Source organism: Enterobacter sp. WI-ESBL-E8 (genome assembly GCF_053364895.1).
Genome location: NZ_JBRWXJ010000001.1, coordinates 4291285 through 4311596, shown reverse-complemented (window position 1 = coordinate 4311596; position 20312 = coordinate 4291285). Strand labels below are relative to the sequence as shown.

At 47.3% G+C, this 20312-nt stretch carries 24 protein-coding genes and 2 pseudogenes; 16 read left to right on the top strand and 10 right to left on the bottom strand.

Annotated elements, in window-relative coordinates; translation table 11 throughout:
• Window positions 1-132: 132 nt before the first annotated feature.
• Both ACWHWP_RS20490 and ACWHWP_RS20485 read right to left on the bottom strand, forming a co-directional pair.
• Window positions 133-384 (bottom strand): DUF2542 family protein, encoded by a 252-nt coding sequence (locus tag ACWHWP_RS20490; RefSeq protein ID WP_123138582.1) that lies wholly within the window; start codon window positions 382-384, stop codon window positions 133-135.
• A gap of 396 nt (window positions 385-780) precedes the next feature.
• Window positions 781-1272: an Hcp family type VI secretion system effector gene (locus tag ACWHWP_RS20485; RefSeq protein WP_447856242.1), complete on the bottom strand. Its 492-nt coding sequence runs from the start codon at window positions 1270-1272 to the stop codon at window positions 781-783.
• A gap of 295 nt (window positions 1273-1567) precedes the next feature.
• Between ACWHWP_RS20485 and ACWHWP_RS20480 the strand changes: the two genes are divergently transcribed.
• A complete protein-coding gene (locus ACWHWP_RS20480; RefSeq protein ID WP_228117504.1) occupies window positions 1568-1870 on the top strand; it encodes a polymorphic toxin type 44 domain-containing protein in 303 nt (100 codons plus the stop codon).
• Window positions 1848-2321, top strand: a complete 474-nt coding sequence (locus tag ACWHWP_RS20475; RefSeq protein ID WP_059310565.1) for a hypothetical protein — start codon at window positions 1848-1850, stop codon at window positions 2319-2321. Before ACWHWP_RS20480 ends, ACWHWP_RS20475 begins: the two co-directional genes overlap by 23 nt.
• 260 nt (window positions 2322-2581) lie before the next feature.
• Here the strand turns inward: ACWHWP_RS20475 and ACWHWP_RS20470 are convergent, their stop codons facing one another.
• From ACWHWP_RS20470 to ACWHWP_RS20445, 6 genes are all read right to left on the bottom strand, one after another.
• Window positions 2582-2824, bottom strand: a complete 243-nt coding sequence (locus ACWHWP_RS20470; RefSeq protein ID WP_139154539.1) for a hypothetical protein — start codon at window positions 2822-2824, stop codon at window positions 2582-2584.
• A 629-nt stretch (window positions 2825-3453) separates the two neighbouring features.
• On the bottom strand, window positions 3454-4113 hold the full coding sequence (locus tag ACWHWP_RS20465) for a hypothetical protein (protein ID WP_447856239.1): 660 nt from the start codon (window positions 4111-4113) through the stop codon (window positions 3454-3456).
• 554 nt (window positions 4114-4667) lie between these two features.
• Complete coding sequence (locus ACWHWP_RS20460) at window positions 4668-5873, bottom strand: hypothetical protein (protein ID WP_367641655.1); 1206 nt, start codon at window positions 5871-5873, stop codon at window positions 4668-4670.
• A 21-nt stretch (window positions 5874-5894) separates the two neighbouring features.
• On the bottom strand, window positions 5895-6914 hold the full coding sequence (locus ACWHWP_RS20455; RefSeq protein ID WP_214598529.1) for a phage integrase: 1020 nt from the start codon (window positions 6912-6914) through the stop codon (window positions 5895-5897).
• A 9-nt stretch (window positions 6915-6923) separates the two neighbouring features.
• A complete protein-coding gene (locus tag ACWHWP_RS20450) occupies window positions 6924-7823 on the bottom strand; it encodes an NAD-dependent DNA ligase (protein WP_447856237.1) in 900 nt (299 codons plus the stop codon).
• 11 nt (window positions 7824-7834) lie between these two features.
• A complete protein-coding gene (locus ACWHWP_RS20445) occupies window positions 7835-8449 on the bottom strand; it encodes a phage repressor protein CI (RefSeq protein ID WP_080113013.1) in 615 nt (204 codons plus the stop codon).
• A 101-nt stretch (window positions 8450-8550) separates the two neighbouring features.
• Here ACWHWP_RS20445 and ACWHWP_RS20440 point away from each other — a divergent pair, with 101 nt between their 5' ends.
• The 14 genes and pseudogenes from ACWHWP_RS20440 to ACWHWP_RS20375 all read left to right on the top strand — a co-directional run bounded on the left by ACWHWP_RS20440 (window position 8551) and on the right by ACWHWP_RS20375 (window position 17401).
• Window positions 8551-8787, top strand: a complete 237-nt coding sequence (locus tag ACWHWP_RS20440) for a hypothetical protein (RefSeq protein ID WP_062856346.1) — start codon at window positions 8551-8553, stop codon at window positions 8785-8787.
• Window positions 8788-8821: 34 nt separating this feature from the next.
• Window positions 8822-9331, top strand: coding sequence for a phage regulatory CII family protein (locus tag ACWHWP_RS20435; protein ID WP_017441497.1), 510 nt, complete (start codon window positions 8822-8824; stop codon window positions 9329-9331).
• A 7-nt stretch (window positions 9332-9338) separates the two neighbouring features.
• Window positions 9339-9563: a phage filamentation protein Fil family protein gene (locus ACWHWP_RS20430; RefSeq protein WP_214598532.1), complete on the top strand. Its 225-nt coding sequence runs from the start codon at window positions 9339-9341 to the stop codon at window positions 9561-9563.
• Window positions 9553-9753 (top strand): hypothetical protein, encoded by a 201-nt coding sequence (locus tag ACWHWP_RS20425; protein ID WP_214598534.1) that lies wholly within the window; start codon window positions 9553-9555, stop codon window positions 9751-9753. Before ACWHWP_RS20430 ends, ACWHWP_RS20425 begins: the two co-directional genes overlap by 11 nt.
• 69 nt (window positions 9754-9822) lie before the next feature.
• Window positions 9823-10056 carry a DUF2732 family protein gene (locus ACWHWP_RS20420; protein ID WP_017382389.1) on the top strand — a complete coding sequence of 78 codons (234 nt, stop codon included), beginning with the start codon at window positions 9823-9825 and terminating at the stop codon, window positions 10054-10056.
• The gene (locus ACWHWP_RS20415; protein ID WP_014884919.1) at window positions 10056-10283 is read left to right on the top strand and encodes a TraR/DksA family transcriptional regulator; all 228 of its coding nucleotides are present in this window, start codon (window positions 10056-10058) and stop codon (window positions 10281-10283) included. Before ACWHWP_RS20420 ends, ACWHWP_RS20415 begins: the two co-directional genes overlap by 1 nt.
• Window positions 10280-10594: a DUF3850 domain-containing protein gene (locus tag ACWHWP_RS20410; protein WP_214598536.1), complete on the top strand. Its 315-nt coding sequence runs from the start codon at window positions 10280-10282 to the stop codon at window positions 10592-10594. The genes ACWHWP_RS20415 and ACWHWP_RS20410 overlap by 4 nt, the downstream gene beginning before the upstream one ends.
• On the top strand, window positions 10591-11394 hold the full coding sequence (locus ACWHWP_RS20405; protein WP_447856233.1) for a DNA adenine methylase: 804 nt from the start codon (window positions 10591-10593) through the stop codon (window positions 11392-11394). Before ACWHWP_RS20410 ends, ACWHWP_RS20405 begins: the two co-directional genes overlap by 4 nt.
• On the top strand, window positions 11387-13690 hold the full coding sequence (locus tag ACWHWP_RS20400; RefSeq protein WP_447856725.1) for a replication endonuclease: 2304 nt from the start codon (window positions 11387-11389) through the stop codon (window positions 13688-13690). Before ACWHWP_RS20405 ends, ACWHWP_RS20400 begins: the two co-directional genes overlap by 8 nt.
• A gap of 151 nt (window positions 13691-13841) precedes the next feature.
• Window positions 13842-14537 (top strand): annotated as a pseudogene (locus ACWHWP_RS20395) (DNA adenine methylase).
• A gap of 159 nt (window positions 14538-14696) precedes the next feature.
• Entirely contained in the window at window positions 14697-14885 is a 189-nt protein-coding gene (locus ACWHWP_RS20390) for a hypothetical protein (RefSeq protein WP_014884914.1), read from the top strand.
• Window positions 14886-14895: 10 nt separating this feature from the next.
• Window positions 14896-15127, top strand: a pseudogene (locus ACWHWP_RS20385) (DinI-like family protein).
• Between the two features lie 412 nt (window positions 15128-15539).
• Complete coding sequence (locus tag ACWHWP_RS20380) at window positions 15540-16400, top strand: DUF6236 family protein (protein WP_447856231.1); 861 nt, start codon at window positions 15540-15542, stop codon at window positions 16398-16400.
• Between the two features lie 302 nt (window positions 16401-16702).
• Window positions 16703-17401, top strand: coding sequence for a DUF4145 domain-containing protein (locus ACWHWP_RS20375; RefSeq protein ID WP_019077492.1), 699 nt, complete (start codon window positions 16703-16705; stop codon window positions 17399-17401).
• An 8-nt stretch (window positions 17402-17409) separates the two neighbouring features.
• Here the strand turns inward: ACWHWP_RS20375 and ACWHWP_RS20370 are convergent, their stop codons facing one another.
• Together ACWHWP_RS20370 and ACWHWP_RS20365 are read right to left on the bottom strand one after the other, a co-directional pair.
• Window positions 17410-18438, bottom strand: a complete 1029-nt coding sequence (locus ACWHWP_RS20370; RefSeq protein WP_447856230.1) for a phage portal protein — start codon at window positions 18436-18438, stop codon at window positions 17410-17412.
• Complete coding sequence (locus tag ACWHWP_RS20365; RefSeq protein WP_447856228.1) at window positions 18438-20204, bottom strand: terminase ATPase subunit family protein; 1767 nt, start codon at window positions 20202-20204, stop codon at window positions 18438-18440. Before ACWHWP_RS20365 ends, ACWHWP_RS20370 begins: the two co-directional genes overlap by 1 nt.
• Between the last annotated feature and the right edge of the window lie 108 nt (window positions 20205-20312).

Sequence of the window (20312 nt, the reverse complement as noted above, 5' to 3'; positions counted from 1 at the left end):
CTGCCGATTATGAGTTCCAATTTAAAGTCTTATAAAATAATAGGTTAGATTTAAAATGGGTTGTTGCATCGAATAATTTCAAATATGAAAGCATAGTGAATAGGTCTGCTGCCATTTTGCTGCCAATGATGCCTATAAAAAATGATAATCGCCATTCAAGAGGTAGAGGGCTAAACCAATCATAAAGGAGCCGAACAGCGAAAACACAGTGTTATACCAGTAGAAGTAGATAGGTGTTTCGGATCGGTAGATGTAGTAATTTTCATATGTGCCTTTATACCAGCCGACGAAGACCCCACTTCTAAGAACTTTTGCAGAATGAAAAATCATCCACAATCCGCAAAGAAGTACACAGGTCAATACTAATAATGTATCCCATTCCATAGCTTGTCTTCTAAACACAACGCCTTATAAAAGTGTTAGTGGGTTGAGCAATGTCGCTTCATTCAGGTGGTCAGGTGCAAAGTGAGCGTAGCCGAGAAACTCGAAAATTCGGAGCTATGGAGGCGCGCAGCAACGCGCTCGCTTGAGGTGATGTAATTTGCCAGACCAGACCGACAAAACGCGCGCAGCGGCAGCGGTACGTCGCAATAACTGCCAGAGAATGCTTAACAGCATAAAGCATGATTAAAATACCCCAAACGTATAAGAAGTGCGGAGAGCCAGCACCGGGTGATCGCGCGGGGTATTGCCATCGAGGGAGGCTACGTGCTGGCAGACCCAGGATGCGAAAGAATTGGCACTAAAAACAATATAGGGCGGCTTAACCGCCCCCTTTTTTTATACTGTTACACGCTCGTTCCACGCATCTGAATATTGGACGTTCCCATCACAATACTTCCAGGTGATCCGCTCATAGCGCAGCTGTACGCCCTCATTATGATTATGCATCTGTAAACCTGGCTCTTTGCAGTTATGCATAACTGGGTTAATGCTGACTACCCGCACATTCTCAAGCAGCATGTTGAAATACTCGACCTCTTGCCCCGCGTCGTTGATTCTGTACCACTTAATTTCAACACTTTTAAGCGTCCGGCCGGTTGCTACCGCTTTATAGAGATATGGGCTGGAGCTATCAAATTCTTTCTCGATCATAAGCGGCGCATGTAAGCGTGTACCCGTGATTTTGCCCGTGTTGCTATCGGTTGGAACAAGCAAGCCGTGACTAAAAGAGAGAATTTCTACGCTACTTTCACGATCCTGAACATCTACAGACCCCCTGATCAGGTTGCCGCCATCGTCTTTAAGCCACATGTAAGCTGGAATAGCCATTTTTAAAACTCCATTTAATGAGGGTAAACCCTCATTAAACGGCTAAAACCGGATCGCAGGTGATACAAATTGTGTTATCGGTATGAGTGATTAAAATTCGTTAAATATTGATATTAATAATAAAAATGATTGATTGATCTCAAACAGTACCGTGCAGCGCCGTTGCTCTTATGTTGCTGGTTTTGCCAGGCAAAAGGGAATAACGATGGCATGTATACCGATTTACCCGCCCCGCGGGCTGGAGATATTACGCGAACACATCAGGCTTGCGCGGGCGCGTCACGGAGTCCAGGATATGGCTACCCCGCTTACGTATACGTGGTTTTATGAGCGAGTAAGAAACGGCGGGGTGTGGGATTACAAACAACAAAAACGGGCTTACGCTGACTTCGGGAATTTTCATTACGGCGCAGTGGGTTATGCAGCGTGCATACCTGCAAAGATTTTGCTTATTGCCGCCGGCGCGGCGCAGTGGAAAGCCGGCACATCAAGACCAGAGTGGGGGAATTTTACGGGGGCCCCGCCGTTTGGTGATGATCCGATGGACCAATTTTGGATAAAGCAAGGCATAGACTATGTTAAGCAGCACCACTATTAAGGCGTTTAAGGCGTTGCATTTGGTGGCTACATTCGCTATGGCTATCGTGATTGCGGGGTACTGTTATTTCCAGCATATCCAGCGCTTAACGGTGAGTGACAAACTTTATGAGGTTCGCCAGCTCACGCCCCGTACGTGGTTATATATAACTGAATATGACGGCTCGAACATGACCACAGGGGAAGTATATCGTTATTTTTTAGCAAGCAAGATTGACGGCGATCCGCTGGTGGCTCTCGAAAAACAACATATCGCCCCAACGCTTACAGCGAACACCGCCCGTGTGAAAGTTGACGGTATAGGCAACAATATCTCATTTACTGTTTATGGCACCGTGTACAGCTTCACAACGTCCGCATTTTTTTATGATGCAGAGGGAATAGCGGCCGCGCCGTCAATCGACTTAACGGCCCGCGGCGAGGGCAGGGACAAGGGGAAATTTAGTCGATAGATAAATATTCATTTAAAAATCCCTTGCGGTCGGGTCAATGACCCGATGAGCCGCGTGTAAGTTTTCACGGCGTACCCGTAGCGGTTCATGGATCAAAGGTACATTGTGATTGCCCGCCGGGCACAAATTGGGTTATTGCCCCTGCAGGTCAATGGCTGGGGCGTGGGTGAGATCCGGTTGATGTTGCCAGGGAAGAACTTCCCTGCAAAAATTACAGCCAGAATCCCCCACATACGATCTGCGAATTCGCAACTTTTGGTTTAATGATTTCGGGAATCATCATGATGCTTCGATCGTCTCAAAACACATGTCGGCGGTAGGTCTAGCGGGTTTTTTGGCAGGGGAAGGCCTGATAATTCGCGGATATGCCTTACCCTGCTAACTGTTAAAAAATGATAAGGTTTTTGGGGCATACCTTCAAAAGGATTTTTGCGTTGATTGCTGCGAGCAAAAAGAAAAGGCAGCATTAACTGATAAGCTTTTCCGGTTGAGTCAACTTTCATGGGCGGATATCCGCCAGCAGCACCGGCATAAACTCGGATACGAAAAAATTTCCCGTAACTCAATCAAGGAGACCATCCCCGCGCATGTTACCGAAGACGTGGAGCTGGTCACCAGACCGCCAGACCGAGCCAGTGCTGGCAGTTTTACGGAAAACCGAAACTAAAAGATTGAAAAGAATTTCAGTATTTTTCAGTGAAATGGATTCGATGAGGATTTTGTGAATTCTTAACCAACAGATAAATAAGGATATTTATTGTTTTATGTGAAACTGGAGGAGCAAGTCATATACAGAAACATAACTTAGAAAAGTTAGCAGAAGTCAAATGGGGCGCGGGTTGACAGTGAAATTTACAATTGGACTGGAGTGAAAAAATTGAACGACATGGATCATTTTTGCGAGTGGGCAAACTGTACTTCATATGGGAATCTGCGGAAACTTGGGATGCAACAATCGAAAGCACTGGTCATGGATTAAGCCGCGTGGCGTAGCATACAAAACAGAGCAGCAGACGCTCACCGAGGCGGTTGAGCTTAACAGCAAGAGTTATAAGCAATTTTATTAGGAAATATAACTTTTTGGCTCAGTGGTTGAGCCGAACCGTCTGGGATTCGGCTCAATTGGAATTCTTCATCTACGATTAATTTGCATGGCTAGCCCACAAGTGCCTTGATTGTGGCTTCGGCTGCCGATCCCAATACCGACATTACACCAAAATTTATTACCTGAAGTGAAGCCAGACTCATTTATTCTTAGTTCATCACCATTTATCTTAACTTCTACCCCGTTGCAATATAGGCTCCCTCTTGTTATCACAACTTTATTAGGAGGTTTAAAATCAATCTCGAGCAAAATTACTCTCTCTTTTTCTCTTATAGTCAATTTTGTGCCGACAAGTTGTATGTCCCAAGCATTAATGTTGTAAATCAACTGGTTGTTTATGATTGATATCAAAGGGTTATTTTCACGGTCGAATAAGTTAACGTTGAGCAAGATATGATTGTCTTGAATAACAAAACCTATAAGTGGAATTCCATCCACCATCACTGGAGCTACCCAAACAAAGGATTGTTCTTCTGTGATCGGAGTGAAAAATTCATCAGTCCCAATTTTTACGCTCATCTCGGAGCCTGAAAAATGAAGAGTGTATGGCGGAGATACCCCTGCACGAAGGTTGAAAGGGTCTAGATTGGCTTTGCGTACATCTTCTTTTGGCAGCCACCCATTAGTTTTTTCTTTATGATGTTTATCACATAGCAGGGTAATCTCCTCTGCAACGTGTCTTTTCACTTCCGCCCATTCCTCCATATGTTCATATTCATATAGGGGGGTCCCACAAATTACACATCCAAACCCGCAGCGTTGCCGGACTTCCCTCTGAATAGGTCTTGGTATGTTCCTACTCGTGCATGCAGCACTTTCAGTCATAGTGCGTTTCCTCGGATTAGTCGACGTTTGTTGCCAACCGGTCTAAGAAAGATAGGTCAGCGACAAAATTTTCTTTAAGAAGAACTCTGCTAAATCAATGTACTTGTATGGAGTGGATCTGGAAAGACATGATACCGAAAAATCTTGCGACACTTTTGCGACAGTCATATGTTAGACAACAAAAAAGCCACTCAATCGAGTGGCTTAATCATATGATTCTAAAACTAAAATTTGGTGGCCCCTGCTGGACTTGAACCAGCGACCAAGCGATTATGAGTCCCTATCTTTACTGTTAAAAAACAATAATATACTTAATTTTCATAAACTTGTTTCATAGAATAGTGAAGAATATGACAGCATAGTGATTAGATATGCTGCCATTTTGCTGCCACTGCGGGAGTCGTCGGTCGTTCTTTTTAACTTTTGATAAGGGCTATGAGGGTAGTCTTTTCAAGCTGCGAGTGATGATAACCTTCTGATTGATCGAAAAGAACATGGCATTTATTGGTTGTTTTATTATCTAGAATGCTAAATACATCATCTGCGACTTTACTAGTGTCGAAAGCTTTCAAAAATCTTTCATAGAAAATATCGTAACTATCATACTTTTTAAAAGTAAGTTGTTCAAATGAAGGGCCTGTTGCGATATTGGCTGATCCACTCAGGCATTCCACATAATTATCATTTACGCCGCAATAAATTTTTGCATGAAATCGAGTGTTTTTAATAGCTTCTTCTATCACTTGTGGCGTAAATTTAAATTTGCTTAAAACGTTATAATCATGAAAAACCTCTGATACTGCTTTTTTAAAAGAGTTCAATGTTTGAGTTTTAGTGATTATTTTAAGTTTGTTTGAGCTTGATTGGGATATGATTTCGCCCCATAATTCTAGTAGTTCAGAATTTTCGGATCTTGTATGACCAACGTAAGGGAATATTAGATAAGTTTTTTCAAATAATAGCTCCCACCTAACAATTAATTTTTTTATGGCTTCTATAAAATCAGATTTCGTAATGGTTCCATCGATTCTGTCTTCGAGAGAAACGCAATTACTTATATTTCCGAGTAGAAAATCGTTATCAGAAAAATCGCAATGGTCAAACTTTTTGTAGAACAAAGCGGAATGATTTTTACCACAGGAGCAAGTCAAATCGATTTTTAGTATTGATTTTTCTGCATTATATCCATAACCTGATATGTCTTCAGATATGTATTGATAAACTTGCTGGCCCCATTCTTGATATTCACTTGCCATGCTTTCGTAGGCTATTTTTTCTAAGTTATCATCACAGCTATGACATTTGTAAAGATTATAAGATTCAAAATCAAATTTTGGGTTGTTTCTGAAAATATCACCTTTATATTTGAATGCTACTGTTAGTTTTTTGAGGTTTGATGGTGATTCACACTCATAATCCAAGTAATCTATTTTATCTGCTCCACTAACAATATACGATTCATCTGGATTCTTACATTGAATACCAAAAGTGTCCCCGCAACTTTGACATTTTGCGAGCATTTCCCCAATGTCATTTTCCATTTGGAATTTAAGTTCGTGATAATCAATTACATTATTGCAGTGTGGGCATGTGCCTTTAAATTGTTTTTTAGTGTGATACATGATGGCATCCATTTAAGAATTTCAATTGTTTAATAACGTTAATGGGTTTAGTTTAATTGCTTCAGTAAGATGATCTGGGGCGAAGTGAGCATAACGCATCGTCACCTTAATATCCGTATGGCCTAAGATGCGCTGAAGAACTAAAATATTACCTCCGCGCATCATAAAATGACTGGCAAAAGTATGCCGAAGAACATGCGACAGCTGGCCGTCTGGCAGCTCTATCCCCGCGCGCTTTATCGCGCTCCTGAATGCTGCATAACATCCGGTAAAGAGTGGTTTGGAAGTTCGGTTTTTGGGTAGCAAATCGTACAGCTCATCACTGATTGGAACCGCACGGTTTTTCTTACCTTTCGTTTTGATAAAAGTGATTTTGCCGGGGCTTATCTGCTTGCCAGTTAAGCTTTCAGCCTCTCCCCATCTTGCGCCGGTCGCAAGGCAGATTTTGACAATTGTGGTTAAATCACTTGCTTTGCTTTTCTCGCATTCCTCAAGCAAGCGCGTCGCTTCCTCAACCGTAAGCCAGGCTAGCTCAACTTCTGCAATCTTAAACTCTCTGACGTTTTCGAGAGGGTTTGGTGCTGTCCAGTCATCAAGTCTTTTCAGCTCATTGAACATAGCCCGAAAGTAAGCCAGTTCCAGGTTTACCGTGCGAGGAGTTACGGACTTAACGCGATCCGAGCGGGTTATTTTCCCGCTTAAACGCTGCTCTCTATACGTTGAGAATAATTTTGCGTTGAATTCAGTTGCGAGGGGGTCGCCCATAGCGAGACAGGCAAACTCCATTGCGCCTTTACGCTTCTCGCCATCAGCGAGTGTTACACCATGTGCGTTATACCAGGCTGTAACCAAATCACGAACGCGGCGTTTGTCTGTTTTCTCACCCAGCCACGGCTTATCTTGGGCTTGTTCCTTTACATGGCGCTCGAATGCCATAGCCTCCCCTTTGGTGGCGAATTGGCGACGAATACGCCGCCCATCCCTACCGTTGGGGAAAACCTGAGCCTGCCACTTACCATTGCTTAATTTGCTAACTGCCATTCTATAGGCCTATTGAGTTATGGAATTACCACCACGCATTAGAGCTTGCCAGTGTTCCTCGCTGAGGATTTTCAGTGGAACTCCTTTATTGTCACGATAATCAATAGCCTGTTCTATCTTTCTTCCGAAGCTTTGAAATTTCCAATCCTTCGAGCTAAGGGCGCCAATAATTAAATAGTCCAAATCTTGAGTAACACGATCAACAATTTGGCAACCAAGCTTTATAAGGTCACTTTCACATTGTCTACGGGAGCTGCATAGAAACTTACCAGTGAGGCAAACTTTACTATCTATAGGATTAAACTCGTCAATTAGGTCAACAGGTGAAGTTGTGGAATACCCATCCACAATACCCTCAGAAATATTTGAGCCTGTAAAAGCGGTTATTTCTTGTAATAATTTGGTGCGCTCTTCGTCTGTTATCACTCCATCACTCAGGATTGATTGAACCAGTTCGTAAAGATGTTTACCGGGGTAATTGCTTTTTAAAGCTGCATTTGTAGATAAGAACCAGTTTAAATAGCTGATTTCTTCATCGCTCAAATGATAGTCAGAAGCAAGCCCCTTACATAGCCCCTCAAGCAAATGCTTGTCAGAGTCTGCAGAGTATAGGTCAATGTTTGGAGTATCCATCAAGCCGCGTTGCATTTCATGGAGCAGTTCTTTCAATTCGTCTAATTCAACTTTTTCAACTACACCATCCGAAAGGATTTCGCTTATTTTATCTCTGATGCAGTTTACGAAATAATTTTGGGAAAGAACGTCTGATTCCATCAGCCATGTATCAAGGAAAATCATTTCTTTTTCAGTTAATTTTCCATCACAGGTCATCCCTTCAATTAGGTTGATTAAGTTAGCGATGGCTTTATCTCTATTGTGTGTATAGTTGAAAGCGCTAAATTGAGTCATACCAATATTCCTTATTCAGTAAATGTTATTTTGCTGATCACTCTGCCATTGGCTTTAATATCCGATGGTGTGCATTCAAAGGATGCGGGGCCATTCTCTACGCGTAAGCGCCCACCTGGAAGACGGTAAACCTGTCTGATGCTCATAAAGCCATCTAATTCAATCAACCAGATTCCATCGTTGATCTCTCCCCTGAACTCGTCCACGAGATAGAGCGAATTTTCAAACTTCACAATGAATGGGGCCGTTGTGCCTTGAGGTAAAAGGCGAGCGTCGTAGCGAACTTGCTCAGAGGATGAAATAACCCCATTTGAGATTTCTTTTAATTGCAAAGGCAATCCATTGTCGCCATCTGCTTTTGTTGTGGATGAACCTTGCCCTGTAGTTAACCAAAGCATCGATGCGCCCGTGTCAAGATGGCATGCAATGAGCCAATCGTGCGGGAAAGTATCGCGCATCCAACGGTTTGCCATAGTGCTTTGTGATACCCCTAGATGGTCGCATAAAGCCTGTCTGGTACTGAATCCGTATGCCTGGAGGATACGCGTTATCGCTTCCTTCCCACCACTTTGAGATGGAAAGTTGTATTTTGAGATCGCTTCAGGGGTCTCTTTTGTGTTTGACATATTTAAAATGCGATCCTATTATCGGTTTTGTGGTGTTCGGAATGATTGCGAATAGTTCCGAATAGTGAAGTTTTTAAACACAAACTGAGGAATAGTGCATCATGAAAAGCAATTTTTCAATGCGCCCCAGCATCAACCTTGTGGTATCTGAGCCATTCATCACGCTCGATGAGTTCTGCCGCCGCACAGGTTACAAGCCAAGCTATGCCCGTCAGATGATCCGTGAAAACCGCCTTCCTATCAGGAAGAAGGCCGGAGTTAACAGCCTAATCGAAATAAACATGTTTGCGTTGACTATGGAAGCGGCCCAGGGCTGCGAAGTCACAATGCAAGCCTGATAGTTCCATTTTGGGATAAAAAAGGACTTACGACATGTTTGATTATCGCGTTTCCAAACATCCTCACTTTGATGAAGCCTGCCGCGCTTTCGCACAGCGTCACAATATGGCGAAGTTGGCAGACCGGGCAGGCATGAATGTCCAGACGCTGCGCAACAAGCTTAACCCTGAGCAGCCCCATCAGCTCACGCCGCCGGAAATCTGGCTGCTGACGGATATCACTGAGGACTCCGCGCTGGTTGATGGTTTCCTTGCTCAAATTCATTGCCTGCCGTGCGTACCTACGAACGAAGTGGCAAAAGAAAAACTCCCGCATTACGTCATGAGCGCGACAGCTGAAATTGGTCGTGTGGCAGCCGGTGCTGTGTCGGGTGAAGTCGGGACAACAGCTGGGCGCCGCGATGTGATCAGCAGCATCAATTCTGTCACCCGCCTTATGGCGTTGGCTGCGATATCCATGCAGGCGCGTCTGCAGGCTAACCCAGCCATGGCTAGCACAATTGATACGGTTACAGGTATCAGTGCGACTTTCGGGTTTATGTGAGGTGGTCATGCTGAAAAACGAACCTTCTTTCGCCTCGCTCCTGGTAAAGCAAAGCCCGGCAATGCACTACGGCCACGGCTGGATTTCAGGAGATAACGGCAAGCGCTGGCACCCGTGCCGCGATCAGTCCGAATTATTAAACGGGCTGAAAACAAAAGCGGCTAAGCCGTCAGCTTTTTTAATTATTCGCATTGCTCGTTTGATTATTAAAGGAGTGAAACATGTCTCGTGATGAGCTGAGAATTATTCTGGGCGTGATCATCCCAAATATGGCGGAAGGTTTTGAAATTAAAACCCGCGACGGCGCTGTTTTGCGTGTCGATCCTGAATGGGAATGCTGCAAAGAATTTAAAGAAGGTTTGCAGGCTGAAATTATCAACCAAATTAAAAGTAAGCCCGTCCCTGTTTCTGGTTATATCTAAGTAATTAACCCGTGTTTTATGGCGTAAACCCGCCGGGCATTTTTTTGCCCTAATTCTGAGGAAATGTATATGAAAAATACTAAAACCCACTCAACGAAAACAGGCCCAGACGATGCTGGTCTGTTCGCTTTGTTAAATGAAACGCGCCTGGATGAGCGCCGTTGCCGCGCTGATGCAATGGCGGCTCGTCTGGATAGTCTCGCCGTGCGCATCGTTTCCCGTCAGTTGAGCCATATCGAGGCGGCCGAACTGCTTCGCGTTGAAGCGGTACGCATCCAGAACGAAGCGCAGGAGTTGCATTAATGGCTGATTCAATGGACCTCGCCCAACTGCGCGAACAGGAAGATCGTGAGCGCCATATCAACAATGCCCGCGCCAAAGTGCCGGGCGTTTCCCGTGTTCTCTGTGCGGAGTGTGATGCTCCGATCCCGCCAGCTCGCCGCCGCGCTATTCCAGGCGTGCAGTGCTGTGTGACCTGTCAGGAAATCGCAGAGCTAAAAAGCAAACACTACAACGGAGGTGCGTTATGACCACGCGCGTTCACCAGGTAAAAATCGCTCCGGCTTATTTCAATGCCGTTGTCACAGGGGAAAAACGTGCAGAGCTTAGGAAGGATGATCGGGGCTATAAAGTCGGTGACGTTCTTTCTTTGTGCGAATGGGACCACGACGGCAAATATACCGGCAGAGAATGCGCCGCAGTTATCACCCATATTCTGCCAGTAAATGACGTTCTTCCTATGCCGGGAAACTGGATTCCGGGTAGTTGGGTGATGCTTTCAATTCGCCCGTTCACAACCATAGAAGCGCTGGTTCACTTATTCACAGGGAGTGGCAAATGAGCACTATCCTGAAATGGGCGGGAAACAAAACCGCCATCATGCCCGAACTGAAAAAGCACCTCCCAGCTGGCCCGCGATTGGTTGAACCTTTCGCGGGTTCCTGTGCTGTGATGATGGCAACAGACTATCCTCATTATCTTGTCGCAGATGTTAATCCAGACCTGATAAATCTTTATCAGCAAATCGCACTTAACGCGGAAGATTTCATTAAATGCGTTAAAGTTTTATTTGATGAAGATAATAACCCTGAAAGTTATTACCACAATCGCATGCTCTTTAACGATGGCTCAACGCTATTTTTAAGAGACCGTGCCGCCCTGTTTTTGTATCTTAATCGTCATTGCTACCGTGGTCTGTGTCGTTATAACAAGCGCGGCCTATTCAATGTGCCGTTTGGTAATTATAAAAAGGTATATTTCCCAGAGAGAGAAATACGCGCATTTGCTGAAAAGGCTAAGCGTGCCATTTTTATTTGTGCCAGCTATAACGAAACGCTGGATTTGTTGGTGCCAGGCGACGTTGTTTATTGCGATCCGCCTTATGACGAAACATTTAATGATTATCACACGGAGGGTTTCACCGAATGTGACCAGTATCGTCTGGCCTCAATTCTTGAGTGCCGGTCATCAGAAGGTTATCAGGTGGTGGTTTCGAACAGCAGCACGTTGCTGACTCGTTCTCTTTATCGTGATTTTAAGCACTACAAAATCACAGCTCCGCGCAACATGGGAGTTAAAGGAGGTGCAGGAAAGTCTGCGCCTGAAATTATCGCTGTATCGAAACCGTCCAGAAATGACTGATACAGTTTTCCCCTACGCATGGAATGCCCCGCGCCCTGCAATCGGCGGTTTTAAGCAAGCCGATGCGGCGCCGGGGATTATGTATCTGACGCCGGACGGCAATCGCAAGCGTTTATCGATTGCCGAACTGGCAGAAACGGATGAAGCACCAGATCGGGGCCGGGCGGTTCGTCGTCGCCTGGCTTCGCTGCCTCATTTTGTCCGTCGTATGTATGCTCAAAAACTTGAACAGGTAGACCGTAAAGGCAAACAAGCTGCTGATGCCTGGCTTATCAATACCTTTGAACGATTCGTTCTGAGTCGCATAGATCAGGTCAATGAGCAGTATCTGCCGCAGGGGGTGATGCCTGCGGCTTTGTTGCCTCTGCGCGAACAATTCTGGCGCCTGCTTTGGGCTGGAAAAAAAGAGCTGAAACGGCTGGCGCATAATCTTGCTGACCTGTTGGGTAGCGAGTTTAACCGCGAGTTTGATTTCCAGATGGCCCGCACGTCCGATCCTCATTTCGCCACTCTGTCAGGTTATGGCCGCATGGGGTTTCTTGCCAATCACCTCAAAACACCGGTCCCGTGCTGGACGGACTACTGCAAAGAAGAACTGGAGGCGGAAGACGCACTGAAATCAGTGGCCCGCCTGCAGTCTCCGCAGTGGTGGCTTAATCGTCTGCGTCGTATGCACGCTCGCTGGCGTGAACATCTGATGGTTGCGGCTGGATACGTACACAAGAAATCAGCACCGTACTGCAGTGATCCATGCTTGCAGGAGTGGACGGCTCAAAAGAAAGCCAACCGCGAATTTCTGAAAGCGATGGAGCTGGAAGATGAGGACACCGGAGAGCGCGTATCGCTGATTGATAAAGTGGCCGGCAGCGTTGCCAACCCAGCCAACCGACGCCGTGAACTGATGGCGCGCATGCGTGGGTTCGAAGATTTAGCGAATGAGGCCGGACTGGCCGGGGCATTCTTCACGCTTACCGCTCCATCCAGATATCACTCAATGCAGTACGACGGGCGCCGGAACAACAAATACAGCGGCGCGTCACCGCGTGAAACGCAGAAATATCTTTGCAAGGTATGGGCGCGCACGCGTGCGGCCTGGCTGCGCAATGGTATTCGCGTGTTTGGCTTTCGCGTTGTTGAGCCTCACCACGACGAAACCCCGCACTGGCACCTCCTGCTCTTCATGCGCCCGGAGCATATCGAACCGGCAACAGCAATCTTTCGTAAGCACGCCATGCGTGAGGACGGGAATGAGCCTGGCGCCGCTGAAAACCGCTTCGAAATGAAACCCATCGAGAAAGAGAAGGGCAGCGCAACGGGCTATATCGCCAAATACATTTCAAAAAATATTGATGGCTATCAGCTTGATGACGATCTGGATGATGAAACCGGCAAGCCTCTGAAAGAGATGGCGCGCCGCGTAAGTGCCTGGGCGTCTCGCTGGGCGATCCGTCAGTTCCAGCAAATAGGCGGCGCACCGGTAACAGTGTGGCGTGAATTGCGCCGCCTCGGTGATCGTGAGCTTGTCCTTCACCCCGAAATTGAGCCAGTGCGTCAGGCCGCCGACAGCGGCGTGTGGGATTTGTATGTGAGTGCTCAGGGTGGCCCGCTGGTTTCCCGTGATCTCCTGCGCGTGCGCCTCAGCTATGAAGTCACCGAAAACGGCAACCTTTACGGGGATGACGTCTCCAAAATTTCCGGCGTTTACTCTCCGATCTGTGGGCCGGAATCGCTGATTCATACGCGCACTACCAAATACAAAATTGTGCCGAAACGTCAGGCCGACGGCGTTTCCGGTTTTGATCTTGATTTTTCAGGCGGCCCCGCCGCCCCTCGGAGTTCTGTCAATAACTGTACGCGGGAGCCGCGGGAGGTTGAAAAACGCGCCGATCCTGACGGCACGGTCATGAATGACTGTGCCAGCTGGGCGGATATTGGCTCTTTATCCCGGAAAGAAAAACGGGTGGTGGCGCAGCGATTGAGCGAAGCGGCAAAGGCAACTAACAAGCGCGTCAAAGTGAGGCCAAAAGCTAGCCCTATGACGGAGCAGGAAAAGCAAATTAGGGAGCTGCTAGCTCTGAGAGGTGTGGATGCCAGTGCCGGAATGGTCCGTTCGTTGATTTCTGGCGCGGTGGTTGCCTTTGGCGATCAAGTGTTAACGGTTGAAGAAGGGCGCCTTACTGTCCGAAACCGTACTTCGGCAGGTGTTGAACGTCTTCCGTCCCAGATTGTGGAGATTAAACAGCAGGCGGATGACCTTTTGAACCGAATGAAGCGTGCATTTTCAGCGCGCGAATAGCCCGTGATCAACATGGTCAGGTCTGACGGTGTGGTACCGCGTTCCGGCATTCACCGTCAGAAATGACAGTGCTGGCCATTCATCGAGTAACGTCATTTTCGACTGTGCTGCAGGTGAATTAAAACGAAATCAGGAGTTGAGGAAAACAGAAATGACCTATCTGGGAAGCAAGGCCGCAAGCGGTGTTTTTCAAAAGATTATTGCGGAAATGCCGCCGCATGATACCTACATTGAGACGCACCTGGGCGGTGGCGCTGTCATGTTGCGTAAACCACCGGCCCGCCGCAATTGGGGCATTGATATTGATCCCCTGACGGTTGAGGCGTTCTGCCAGGGCAATGCTGATTTCCTTGATACCGTGGGCGATAGCCTTTTTATCGATGTTGCCGATGCGGTGCGGTTTTTAAGGGACTTCGATTTTTCCTCCGCCGGTCGTGTGCTGGTTTACGCAGACCCTCCCTATCTGCATGAAACGCGCACCAGTGCCGCGCGTTATCGCAATGAATATACCGTTGCCGATCATGAGCGGCTGCTGGCCTGCCTTAAAAACCTGCCAAAAAATGCCAATGTGATTTTGTCCGGCTACCCATCAGCGCTTTATGACGAACTGTTAACGGGCTGACGCCAGAAAGAATTTCAGGCCATGACACGCGGCGGTGTGCGCACAGAGAAAATCTGGATGAATTACCCAGAGGGGAGAGCCTACTCGCACACTTTTGCGGGTAAGGATTACAACGACAGGGAGCGCATCAAACGCAAGGCGAAGCGCTGGCGCAAAAAGTTCGCAGCTCTGCCTCATGCTGAGCGACTGGCAATAATGACGGCGCTGAGTGAAGTTAATGATTAACCTCAGCAAACAGACTCATCTGATTGATTGATAAAAAATATTTTACAACACCGAAATCCTTCTATACTGTATATATAAACAGTGGATATATATACAGTTGTTGGTGTCTCTTCCTGGGGATGCTGGCTGGTTTATCCCGTAGTGAGGATAGGAGGGAAAATGCAGGACTATCTTTTGGAGTCGTTGAAACTCCAGCGTATTGATTTCTTTATCAAGCTTGTAGCGGCTAGTGAGTGTAGCGAAGAAGAGAAACGCCTTGCGATCCAGTGGGTGTCGGAACTGACGGACGAGCTGATGGCGAAAATTCGTAACCATGATTACGGCCAGGCAATGGACGTTATCAACTAAAGGGGGCTTTATGCGCATTGAAATAATGATCGATAAAGAGCAGAAGATAAGCCAGGCAACACTGGAAGCCCTTGAATCCGAGCTTTACCGAAATTTGCCCCCTCTATCCAAAAACGGCAATCCGCATACGTAAGGGAAGCGCTAACGGCCTGGAGCTTAGCGCCTTAAAACTGGACGAAGATAAAAAGCGGGTATTGGAGATTTTGCAGCAGGTCTGGAAGGACGACAGCTGGCTACATTAGCGAACCTTGCGGACGAAAAACTAGTTTTTACCGTCCGCAAGGTTGAACAACGAGCCACGCGAGGTGTTAGTTATGAGAGAAAATATCCGGCTGTATATCGAGATTAAATGCTAAAAACAAATAAGTTATGGTCAGTTGATTCTCTTTCATCTCTGAAAAGAGTTTGGCGGTGCCATAAATTGGAAAGCACTTTGTATGATTGTTTCAGATGAGTTGTAGCAATTGTATCGTGTAAGATGGGTTGTGATACTTGGTAATGGCTACAAGAGTGGAGGCAGCAAGTCAAAATTAAATTGTAATTTGTCAATGTTTGATTAGTATCACATTATCTGAATATGAGACACATGATGTGATTATGGTGTGGTATCACTAGCGAATAAAATACATTGCATACTAATCTTGGAGTTGTCAGATGAAAAAAGGGATAATAACTAATCCAGCAAAATTCACTTTTGATGGTCGTAGTGTTAAAGCTGAGTCGTTTATTGACTCTAAAGATGTTAGATACCTGCTTATGTATTGGGATAGGATTATTATCCCCCAAAACAACGTTATATATGATGAAGCAACCTCTGAACAGGAAGTTTTGATTGATCAGGGATTCCTTGAACGACCTTTACATTCGGTTGAATTTAATGGTGCTTTGAATGCAAGTTTTCTTATGCAGGCTGTTCTGGACTCACAAATAATTGCCACTAAAAAAGTAAAAGAGGCTGAACCTGAAGTTGAATGGGCTATTCATCAATTCTCAGAGGAATTATTGTTGGGTGAAGAAGCTATGGATGAAAAAAGAACTATCAGAATAAATCTGATTAATGCTTTACCTTCACCGCCGGAGCATGCGCCAATAGAGGAAGTGATTGATTTTAAACTGAGGCGCTCTGACATGTTGGCCGCATTTCATAAGCAGATGGATGATCTTTATATTGATGCACTCAAATGCCCAGACAGAAGTTTAGGATTTAACCGTTCCTTAGATCAACTGAATGAAATTTTAAGAGATCTAGAACGCGTGTCTAATGAAAAGTGGCCTGTTTTAAATAGATTTAATTGGTCACCTCAATATAATTTTGATGTCGCAGCAATTGCGGGGTTGTCTAATGCTGCGTTCGAGTATTTTACTACACAGAGTATACATAATTTTTCAGGGCTGATGGCGGCAGGATTGGCTTTCTTATCTATACAAGCAAAAATAACGTCAACACCAGAATGGAATAAAAATAATCCTATTCTTGCCTATCTGACCGCCGCCAAAAGAGAAGGTGTTATGTAATTTTTAATAAGTTTTCAGTCATGAGTCTTAGCTGGTTACTGTGCACTCAGTGCATGACTATGCCGCATGAGATTGCATGATCGTTTGAGGATCGTTTTTGCTGAGGCCCGCCAGGAATGGCGGGCTTTTGCTTATGTCATGCAGGCGCATGAAAACCATTACGTAAAGCGGGCAGGCGTGGCGGGGCTACGAGCGCGCGCTCATGGTTGAATTTGTGAATTTGTGGTATCAAAGGGCTGGGTTTTCAAGCCGTTGATGTTCAATAGTAAGGCATAAGTTTCACCAGTAGGAGGAGGGCTGACATGGTGACGTTAGTGGACGACTGTCCAAGGTGTGGTTCACAAAAAATTTCTTTTGATTTTAATGGATTGAATTGCACTAAAGTTTACACAAACCTAGGTGGAGCAAAAACGTATGAGTACGAAATTTACTGCGTTTGTAGGGAATGTCGTCAAACGACTATGTTTATGTGCTGGCCTTTGGAAAAAAATAAAACGTTAGATGGTTACAATTGGGGGAGTGGGCTTTTTGGGCTAAGGGAAGTTGTTGAAGTGGGCAGACCTGTTTCACCCGCTGACATAGCCGTAGATGAACCACCTGAATTTTTGCCTGAACACATAAACAACGCTTATGAGGAAGGGGCAAAATGTCTGGCAATCGGCTGCTATAATGCAGCGGCAACCATGTTTAGACTTTGTCTTGATTACGCGACTAAAGGTCTTGTCCCTGAAGGTGAACAAGGGCCTGCACAGAAAATAAAAAGAAGCCTAGGGTTAAGAATGGAGTGGCTCTTTGATAATCACCTTTTACCTGAGTCTTTGAGAGAGCTGGCTGAGTGTGTCAAAGATGATGGAAATGATGGTGCCCATGAGGGGATTTTGGATAAGGCGGCCGCTGAGGATCTTGAAGATTTTACCTATCTTTTTTTAGAACGGCTTTATACTGAGCCTCAGCGCCTTATCGAAGCCCGGACAAGGCGTGAGCAAAGACGAAAAAAATAAGTTAAGAATTATTCATCTTCAAGAGTATAGGGCGTGAATTTAATCACTTTCTCGCCCAGCCAGTCGTTAAGTTCCTGTAGTCGCTTCTGCAGCGGCATTAGCTCGTTGCGGACAAAGACACGGCTGGCCTTTTCCACATCACCAAAGCCGCCGGTATTATTGGGAATGATACCCATCATCTGCGGTGGAACGCGGTGAGCCGCCATCATGTCGTCCCGGCTAACATTCTTAATATTCAGAAATTCATCCTTCGCTGCCACCTCTGACAGCGGGATGATCTGAATCCCGTCTTTTTTGCCGTTGGGCGAGTACATGAACAGGTTTCGGAAGTTACCCGGGCCCTTGGCGCTTTTCATGGCCTGGCGGATGTTGTTCACGTCCTCCTGGTTCTGCGCGGCATCGGTCATGTACATGATAAAGCCCGCGTGGCTGCCGTTAATGTAATACTTCCGGCGGAACAGTGTGGCGGACTCATTGAGCAGGGCGGAAGGGATAGCTGATAAGTATTCCGGAAGGCCGTAAATCTCCTGGTTCAGGTCCGGTTCCATCAGGTGAAAAATGCTGCCTTTGGTGAACTCGTAGGGCTGCGTGGTCATGCCGTATTGCACAAACCAGTAAGTGTCGAGATCGATCCCGCGGCGGGTGTATTTCGCCAGCGACGGCTCCAGCGACAGAATGCCGCCGAGCCGATTGGTGCGCTTTTCCAGATAGGCATTCCCGAAAACCAAATAGTCCTGCACGAACCGGCTGAACGCCTGCTGACTGAGTAACGGATGCGGAATAAACGTGCTGGTAAGAATGTTGCGCTTAACGGCAATCGGTGAACTGTGATGCACGGCTGCGCGATAGGTGCGCGCCATCCCGTCAAAACTCACCGGCGGTTCATACCAGCGATCCATCTGCACACACTCCACATAATCCAGCAGTTCCCGGCGGTCCAGTACCGGGATCGGGTCGCCAAAGCTAAAAGCCTCTGCCGAGGTGGTTTTAGTTTCTTCTGTGGTTAGGGTATCGCCAGGGGCGTTAAGATCACTCATCAAAAAATCTCCACAATGTTGCTGGTATTGGCGGCTTCGCCCTGCAGCGGTTCGTTAAACAGTGCGTGCATCGTTGCCCAGGCCAAATCTGCGTGGCTGGCTTCTTCGCTGCGGCTGGCTTCATAGGTTGGGCGGTTGCCGCTGGCGGTGGTGGCCCGGCGGATAGCCATAAAGGACTGCGCAATGTCGGTGTGTCCCGCGTCAAACTCCAGACGGCGGTGGCTGATAATGTCGTATGCCTTGAGCACCAGGGCGTTTTTGACGTTGGGGTTGTAGACAAACTCCCGCACCGCAGGAAAGAACGCTTTCACATTCTCGTAGACACCGTGACCGACACCGGTCGAGTCGATGCCGATATAGGTCACGTTGTACTGCTGCGTCAGCTTTTTGATAGCGTCAGCCTGGGCGCGGAAGTCCATCCCGCGCCACTGGTGCCGCTCAAGAATGCGGAACTTGCCGCCCGGCACGGTTGGCGGTGCCACCACCACACACCCGGCGCTGTCACCGTTCTGCGTGCCTTTCGCCGGGTCGTATCCGATCCAGACTTCGCGCCAGCCAAACGGACGCAGCGCCAGCGCCTGAAAATCGGACCAGACTTCCCAGCTGTCCACCATGCACGCCTGCAGCTCGCTGAGCGGGAACACTGACGCCAGATCGTCAATAAATTCGCACATCAGCAGGTTCTGGTATTCGTCCGGGCTGTACTCCATGCGCAGCTGGTCAAGGTCGAACAGATTACAGCCGCCGCGCACCGCATCCTCTACGGTGACGATCTGGCGATACTGTCCGTCCGGACAGAGCACGCCGCGCGCAAGGTTGCTGTGGGTCAGGTCAATATCCACCTTGTCCGCTTTGGCGCGGCCCCGGTTGAACAGCGCGCCGGACCAGAACGGATAGGCGCTGTGGGTCAGGCTGGACGGCGTGGAGAAGTAGGTTTGTCGCCATTTCTTGTGAATGGCCATGCCGGAGGCAACCTTGCGCAGCTCCTGGAATTTCGGTATCCAGAAATATTCATCAAGGTACAGGTTGCCGTGGTAGCTCTGCGCCGTGCGGGCGTTGGTGCCAAGGAAGTACAGGCACGCTCCGTTGCTGAGCGTCATCGGGTCGCCTTTCAGCTCAACATCCACCTCTTTTGCAAAGTCGATGATGTACTGCTTAAAAACGTGTGCCTGCGCCTTACTGGCTGAGAGAAAAATCTGGTTGCGCCCCGTGGTGATGGCGTCAATCAGCGCTTCGCGAGCAAAAAAGTATGTTGCCCCGATCTGGCGTGATTTAAGCAGGTTGCGAATGCGGTGTTTTACGCCTGCCTGCCACCAGTGGCGCTGATATTCAAACATGCCGTTGCGGAAGATTTCCTCCAGCTTTTCGGTCTGTTCGTCGGTGAAAACGTTCTTTTCAGGCTGCCTGCGCGGGCCTTTGTTACGGTTGGCAACCTTCGGATTTAAGTCAGCTTCGTTGCCGCCATCGTTAAATTTCCCGATCCGGGCGTGGCGCTCGGACTGGCGCGCCAGCAGGTCAATTTCCTTGAAGTCTTTCCCTTCCTTCTGCTCCTTCATAATGAGCTGGCAGTAACGTGCGGCAGTGGTGAGCTGCATCTGATCCAGCGGCCCATACTCGCCCCACTTGTCGCGCTTCTTCCAGCTGTGAACGGTTGCAACTTTCTCGCCCAGCATTTCAGCAATGCGGGCGACGCGGTATCCCTGAAAGTACAGCAGCATGGCCTGCCGACGGGGATCGAGGTCTGCGGGGGTCAGTGTGGTGTTCATGGCACAAACATACGGCCTTGACAGGCTGCTTTCCCCGGCTGCGGTTTGTGTGGTTTACCGTACAAGTGCCGCGCGTTGTTTCACTCCCCCCATCACCGCAAACATAAG

What these genes read in the sequence shown, in the direction of transcription:
- ACWHWP_RS20490 (WP_123138582.1), bottom strand. Translation starts at nt 384, where the DNA reads ATGGAATGGGATACATTATTAGTATTGACCTGTGTACTTCTTTGCGGA.
- ACWHWP_RS20485 (WP_447856242.1), bottom strand. Translation starts at nt 1,272, where the DNA reads ATGGCTATTCCAGCTTACATGTGGCTTAAAGACGATGGCGGCAACCTG.
- ACWHWP_RS20480 (WP_228117504.1), top strand. Translation starts at nt 1,568, where the DNA reads ATGGCTACCCCGCTTACGTATACGTGGTTTTATGAGCGAGTAAGAAAC.
- ACWHWP_RS20475 (WP_059310565.1), top strand. Translation starts at nt 1,848, where the DNA reads ATGTTAAGCAGCACCACTATTAAGGCGTTTAAGGCGTTGCATTTGGTG.
- ACWHWP_RS20470 (WP_139154539.1), bottom strand. Translation starts at nt 2,824, where the DNA reads ATGAAAGTTGACTCAACCGGAAAAGCTTATCAGTTAATGCTGCCTTTT.
- ACWHWP_RS20460 (WP_367641655.1), bottom strand. Translation starts at nt 5,873, where the DNA reads ATGTATCACACTAAAAAACAATTTAAAGGCACATGCCCACACTGCAAT.
- ACWHWP_RS20455 (WP_214598529.1), bottom strand. Translation starts at nt 6,914, where the DNA reads ATGGCAGTTAGCAAATTAAGCAATGGTAAGTGGCAGGCTCAGGTTTTC.
- ACWHWP_RS20450 (WP_447856237.1), bottom strand. Translation starts at nt 7,823, where the DNA reads ATGACTCAATTTAGCGCTTTCAACTATACACACAATAGAGATAAAGCC.
- ACWHWP_RS20445 (WP_080113013.1), bottom strand. Translation starts at nt 8,449, where the DNA reads ATGTCAAACACAAAAGAGACCCCTGAAGCGATCTCAAAATACAACTTT.
- ACWHWP_RS20440 (WP_062856346.1), top strand. Translation starts at nt 8,551, where the DNA reads ATGAAAAGCAATTTTTCAATGCGCCCCAGCATCAACCTTGTGGTATCT.
- ACWHWP_RS20435 (WP_017441497.1), top strand. Translation starts at nt 8,822, where the DNA reads ATGTTTGATTATCGCGTTTCCAAACATCCTCACTTTGATGAAGCCTGC.
- ACWHWP_RS20430 (WP_214598532.1), top strand. Translation starts at nt 9,339, where the DNA reads ATGCTGAAAAACGAACCTTCTTTCGCCTCGCTCCTGGTAAAGCAAAGC.
- ACWHWP_RS20425 (WP_214598534.1), top strand. Translation starts at nt 9,553, where the DNA reads ATGTCTCGTGATGAGCTGAGAATTATTCTGGGCGTGATCATCCCAAAT.
- ACWHWP_RS20420 (WP_017382389.1), top strand. Translation starts at nt 9,823, where the DNA reads ATGAAAAATACTAAAACCCACTCAACGAAAACAGGCCCAGACGATGCT.
- ACWHWP_RS20415 (WP_014884919.1), top strand. Translation starts at nt 10,056, where the DNA reads ATGGCTGATTCAATGGACCTCGCCCAACTGCGCGAACAGGAAGATCGT.
- ACWHWP_RS20410 (WP_214598536.1), top strand. Translation starts at nt 10,280, where the DNA reads ATGACCACGCGCGTTCACCAGGTAAAAATCGCTCCGGCTTATTTCAAT.
- ACWHWP_RS20405 (WP_447856233.1), top strand. Translation starts at nt 10,591, where the DNA reads ATGAGCACTATCCTGAAATGGGCGGGAAACAAAACCGCCATCATGCCC.
- ACWHWP_RS20400 (WP_447856725.1), top strand. Translation starts at nt 11,387, where the DNA reads ATGACTGATACAGTTTTCCCCTACGCATGGAATGCCCCGCGCCCTGCA.
- ACWHWP_RS20390 (WP_014884914.1), top strand. Translation starts at nt 14,697, where the DNA reads ATGCAGGACTATCTTTTGGAGTCGTTGAAACTCCAGCGTATTGATTTC.
- ACWHWP_RS20380 (WP_447856231.1), top strand. Translation starts at nt 15,540, where the DNA reads ATGAAAAAAGGGATAATAACTAATCCAGCAAAATTCACTTTTGATGGT.
- ACWHWP_RS20375 (WP_019077492.1), top strand. Translation starts at nt 16,703, where the DNA reads ATGGTGACGTTAGTGGACGACTGTCCAAGGTGTGGTTCACAAAAAATT.
- ACWHWP_RS20370 (WP_447856230.1), bottom strand. Translation starts at nt 18,438, where the DNA reads ATGAGTGATCTTAACGCCCCTGGCGATACCCTAACCACAGAAGAAACT.
- ACWHWP_RS20365 (WP_447856228.1), bottom strand. Translation starts at nt 20,204, where the DNA reads ATGAACACCACACTGACCCCCGCAGACCTCGATCCCCGTCGGCAGGCC.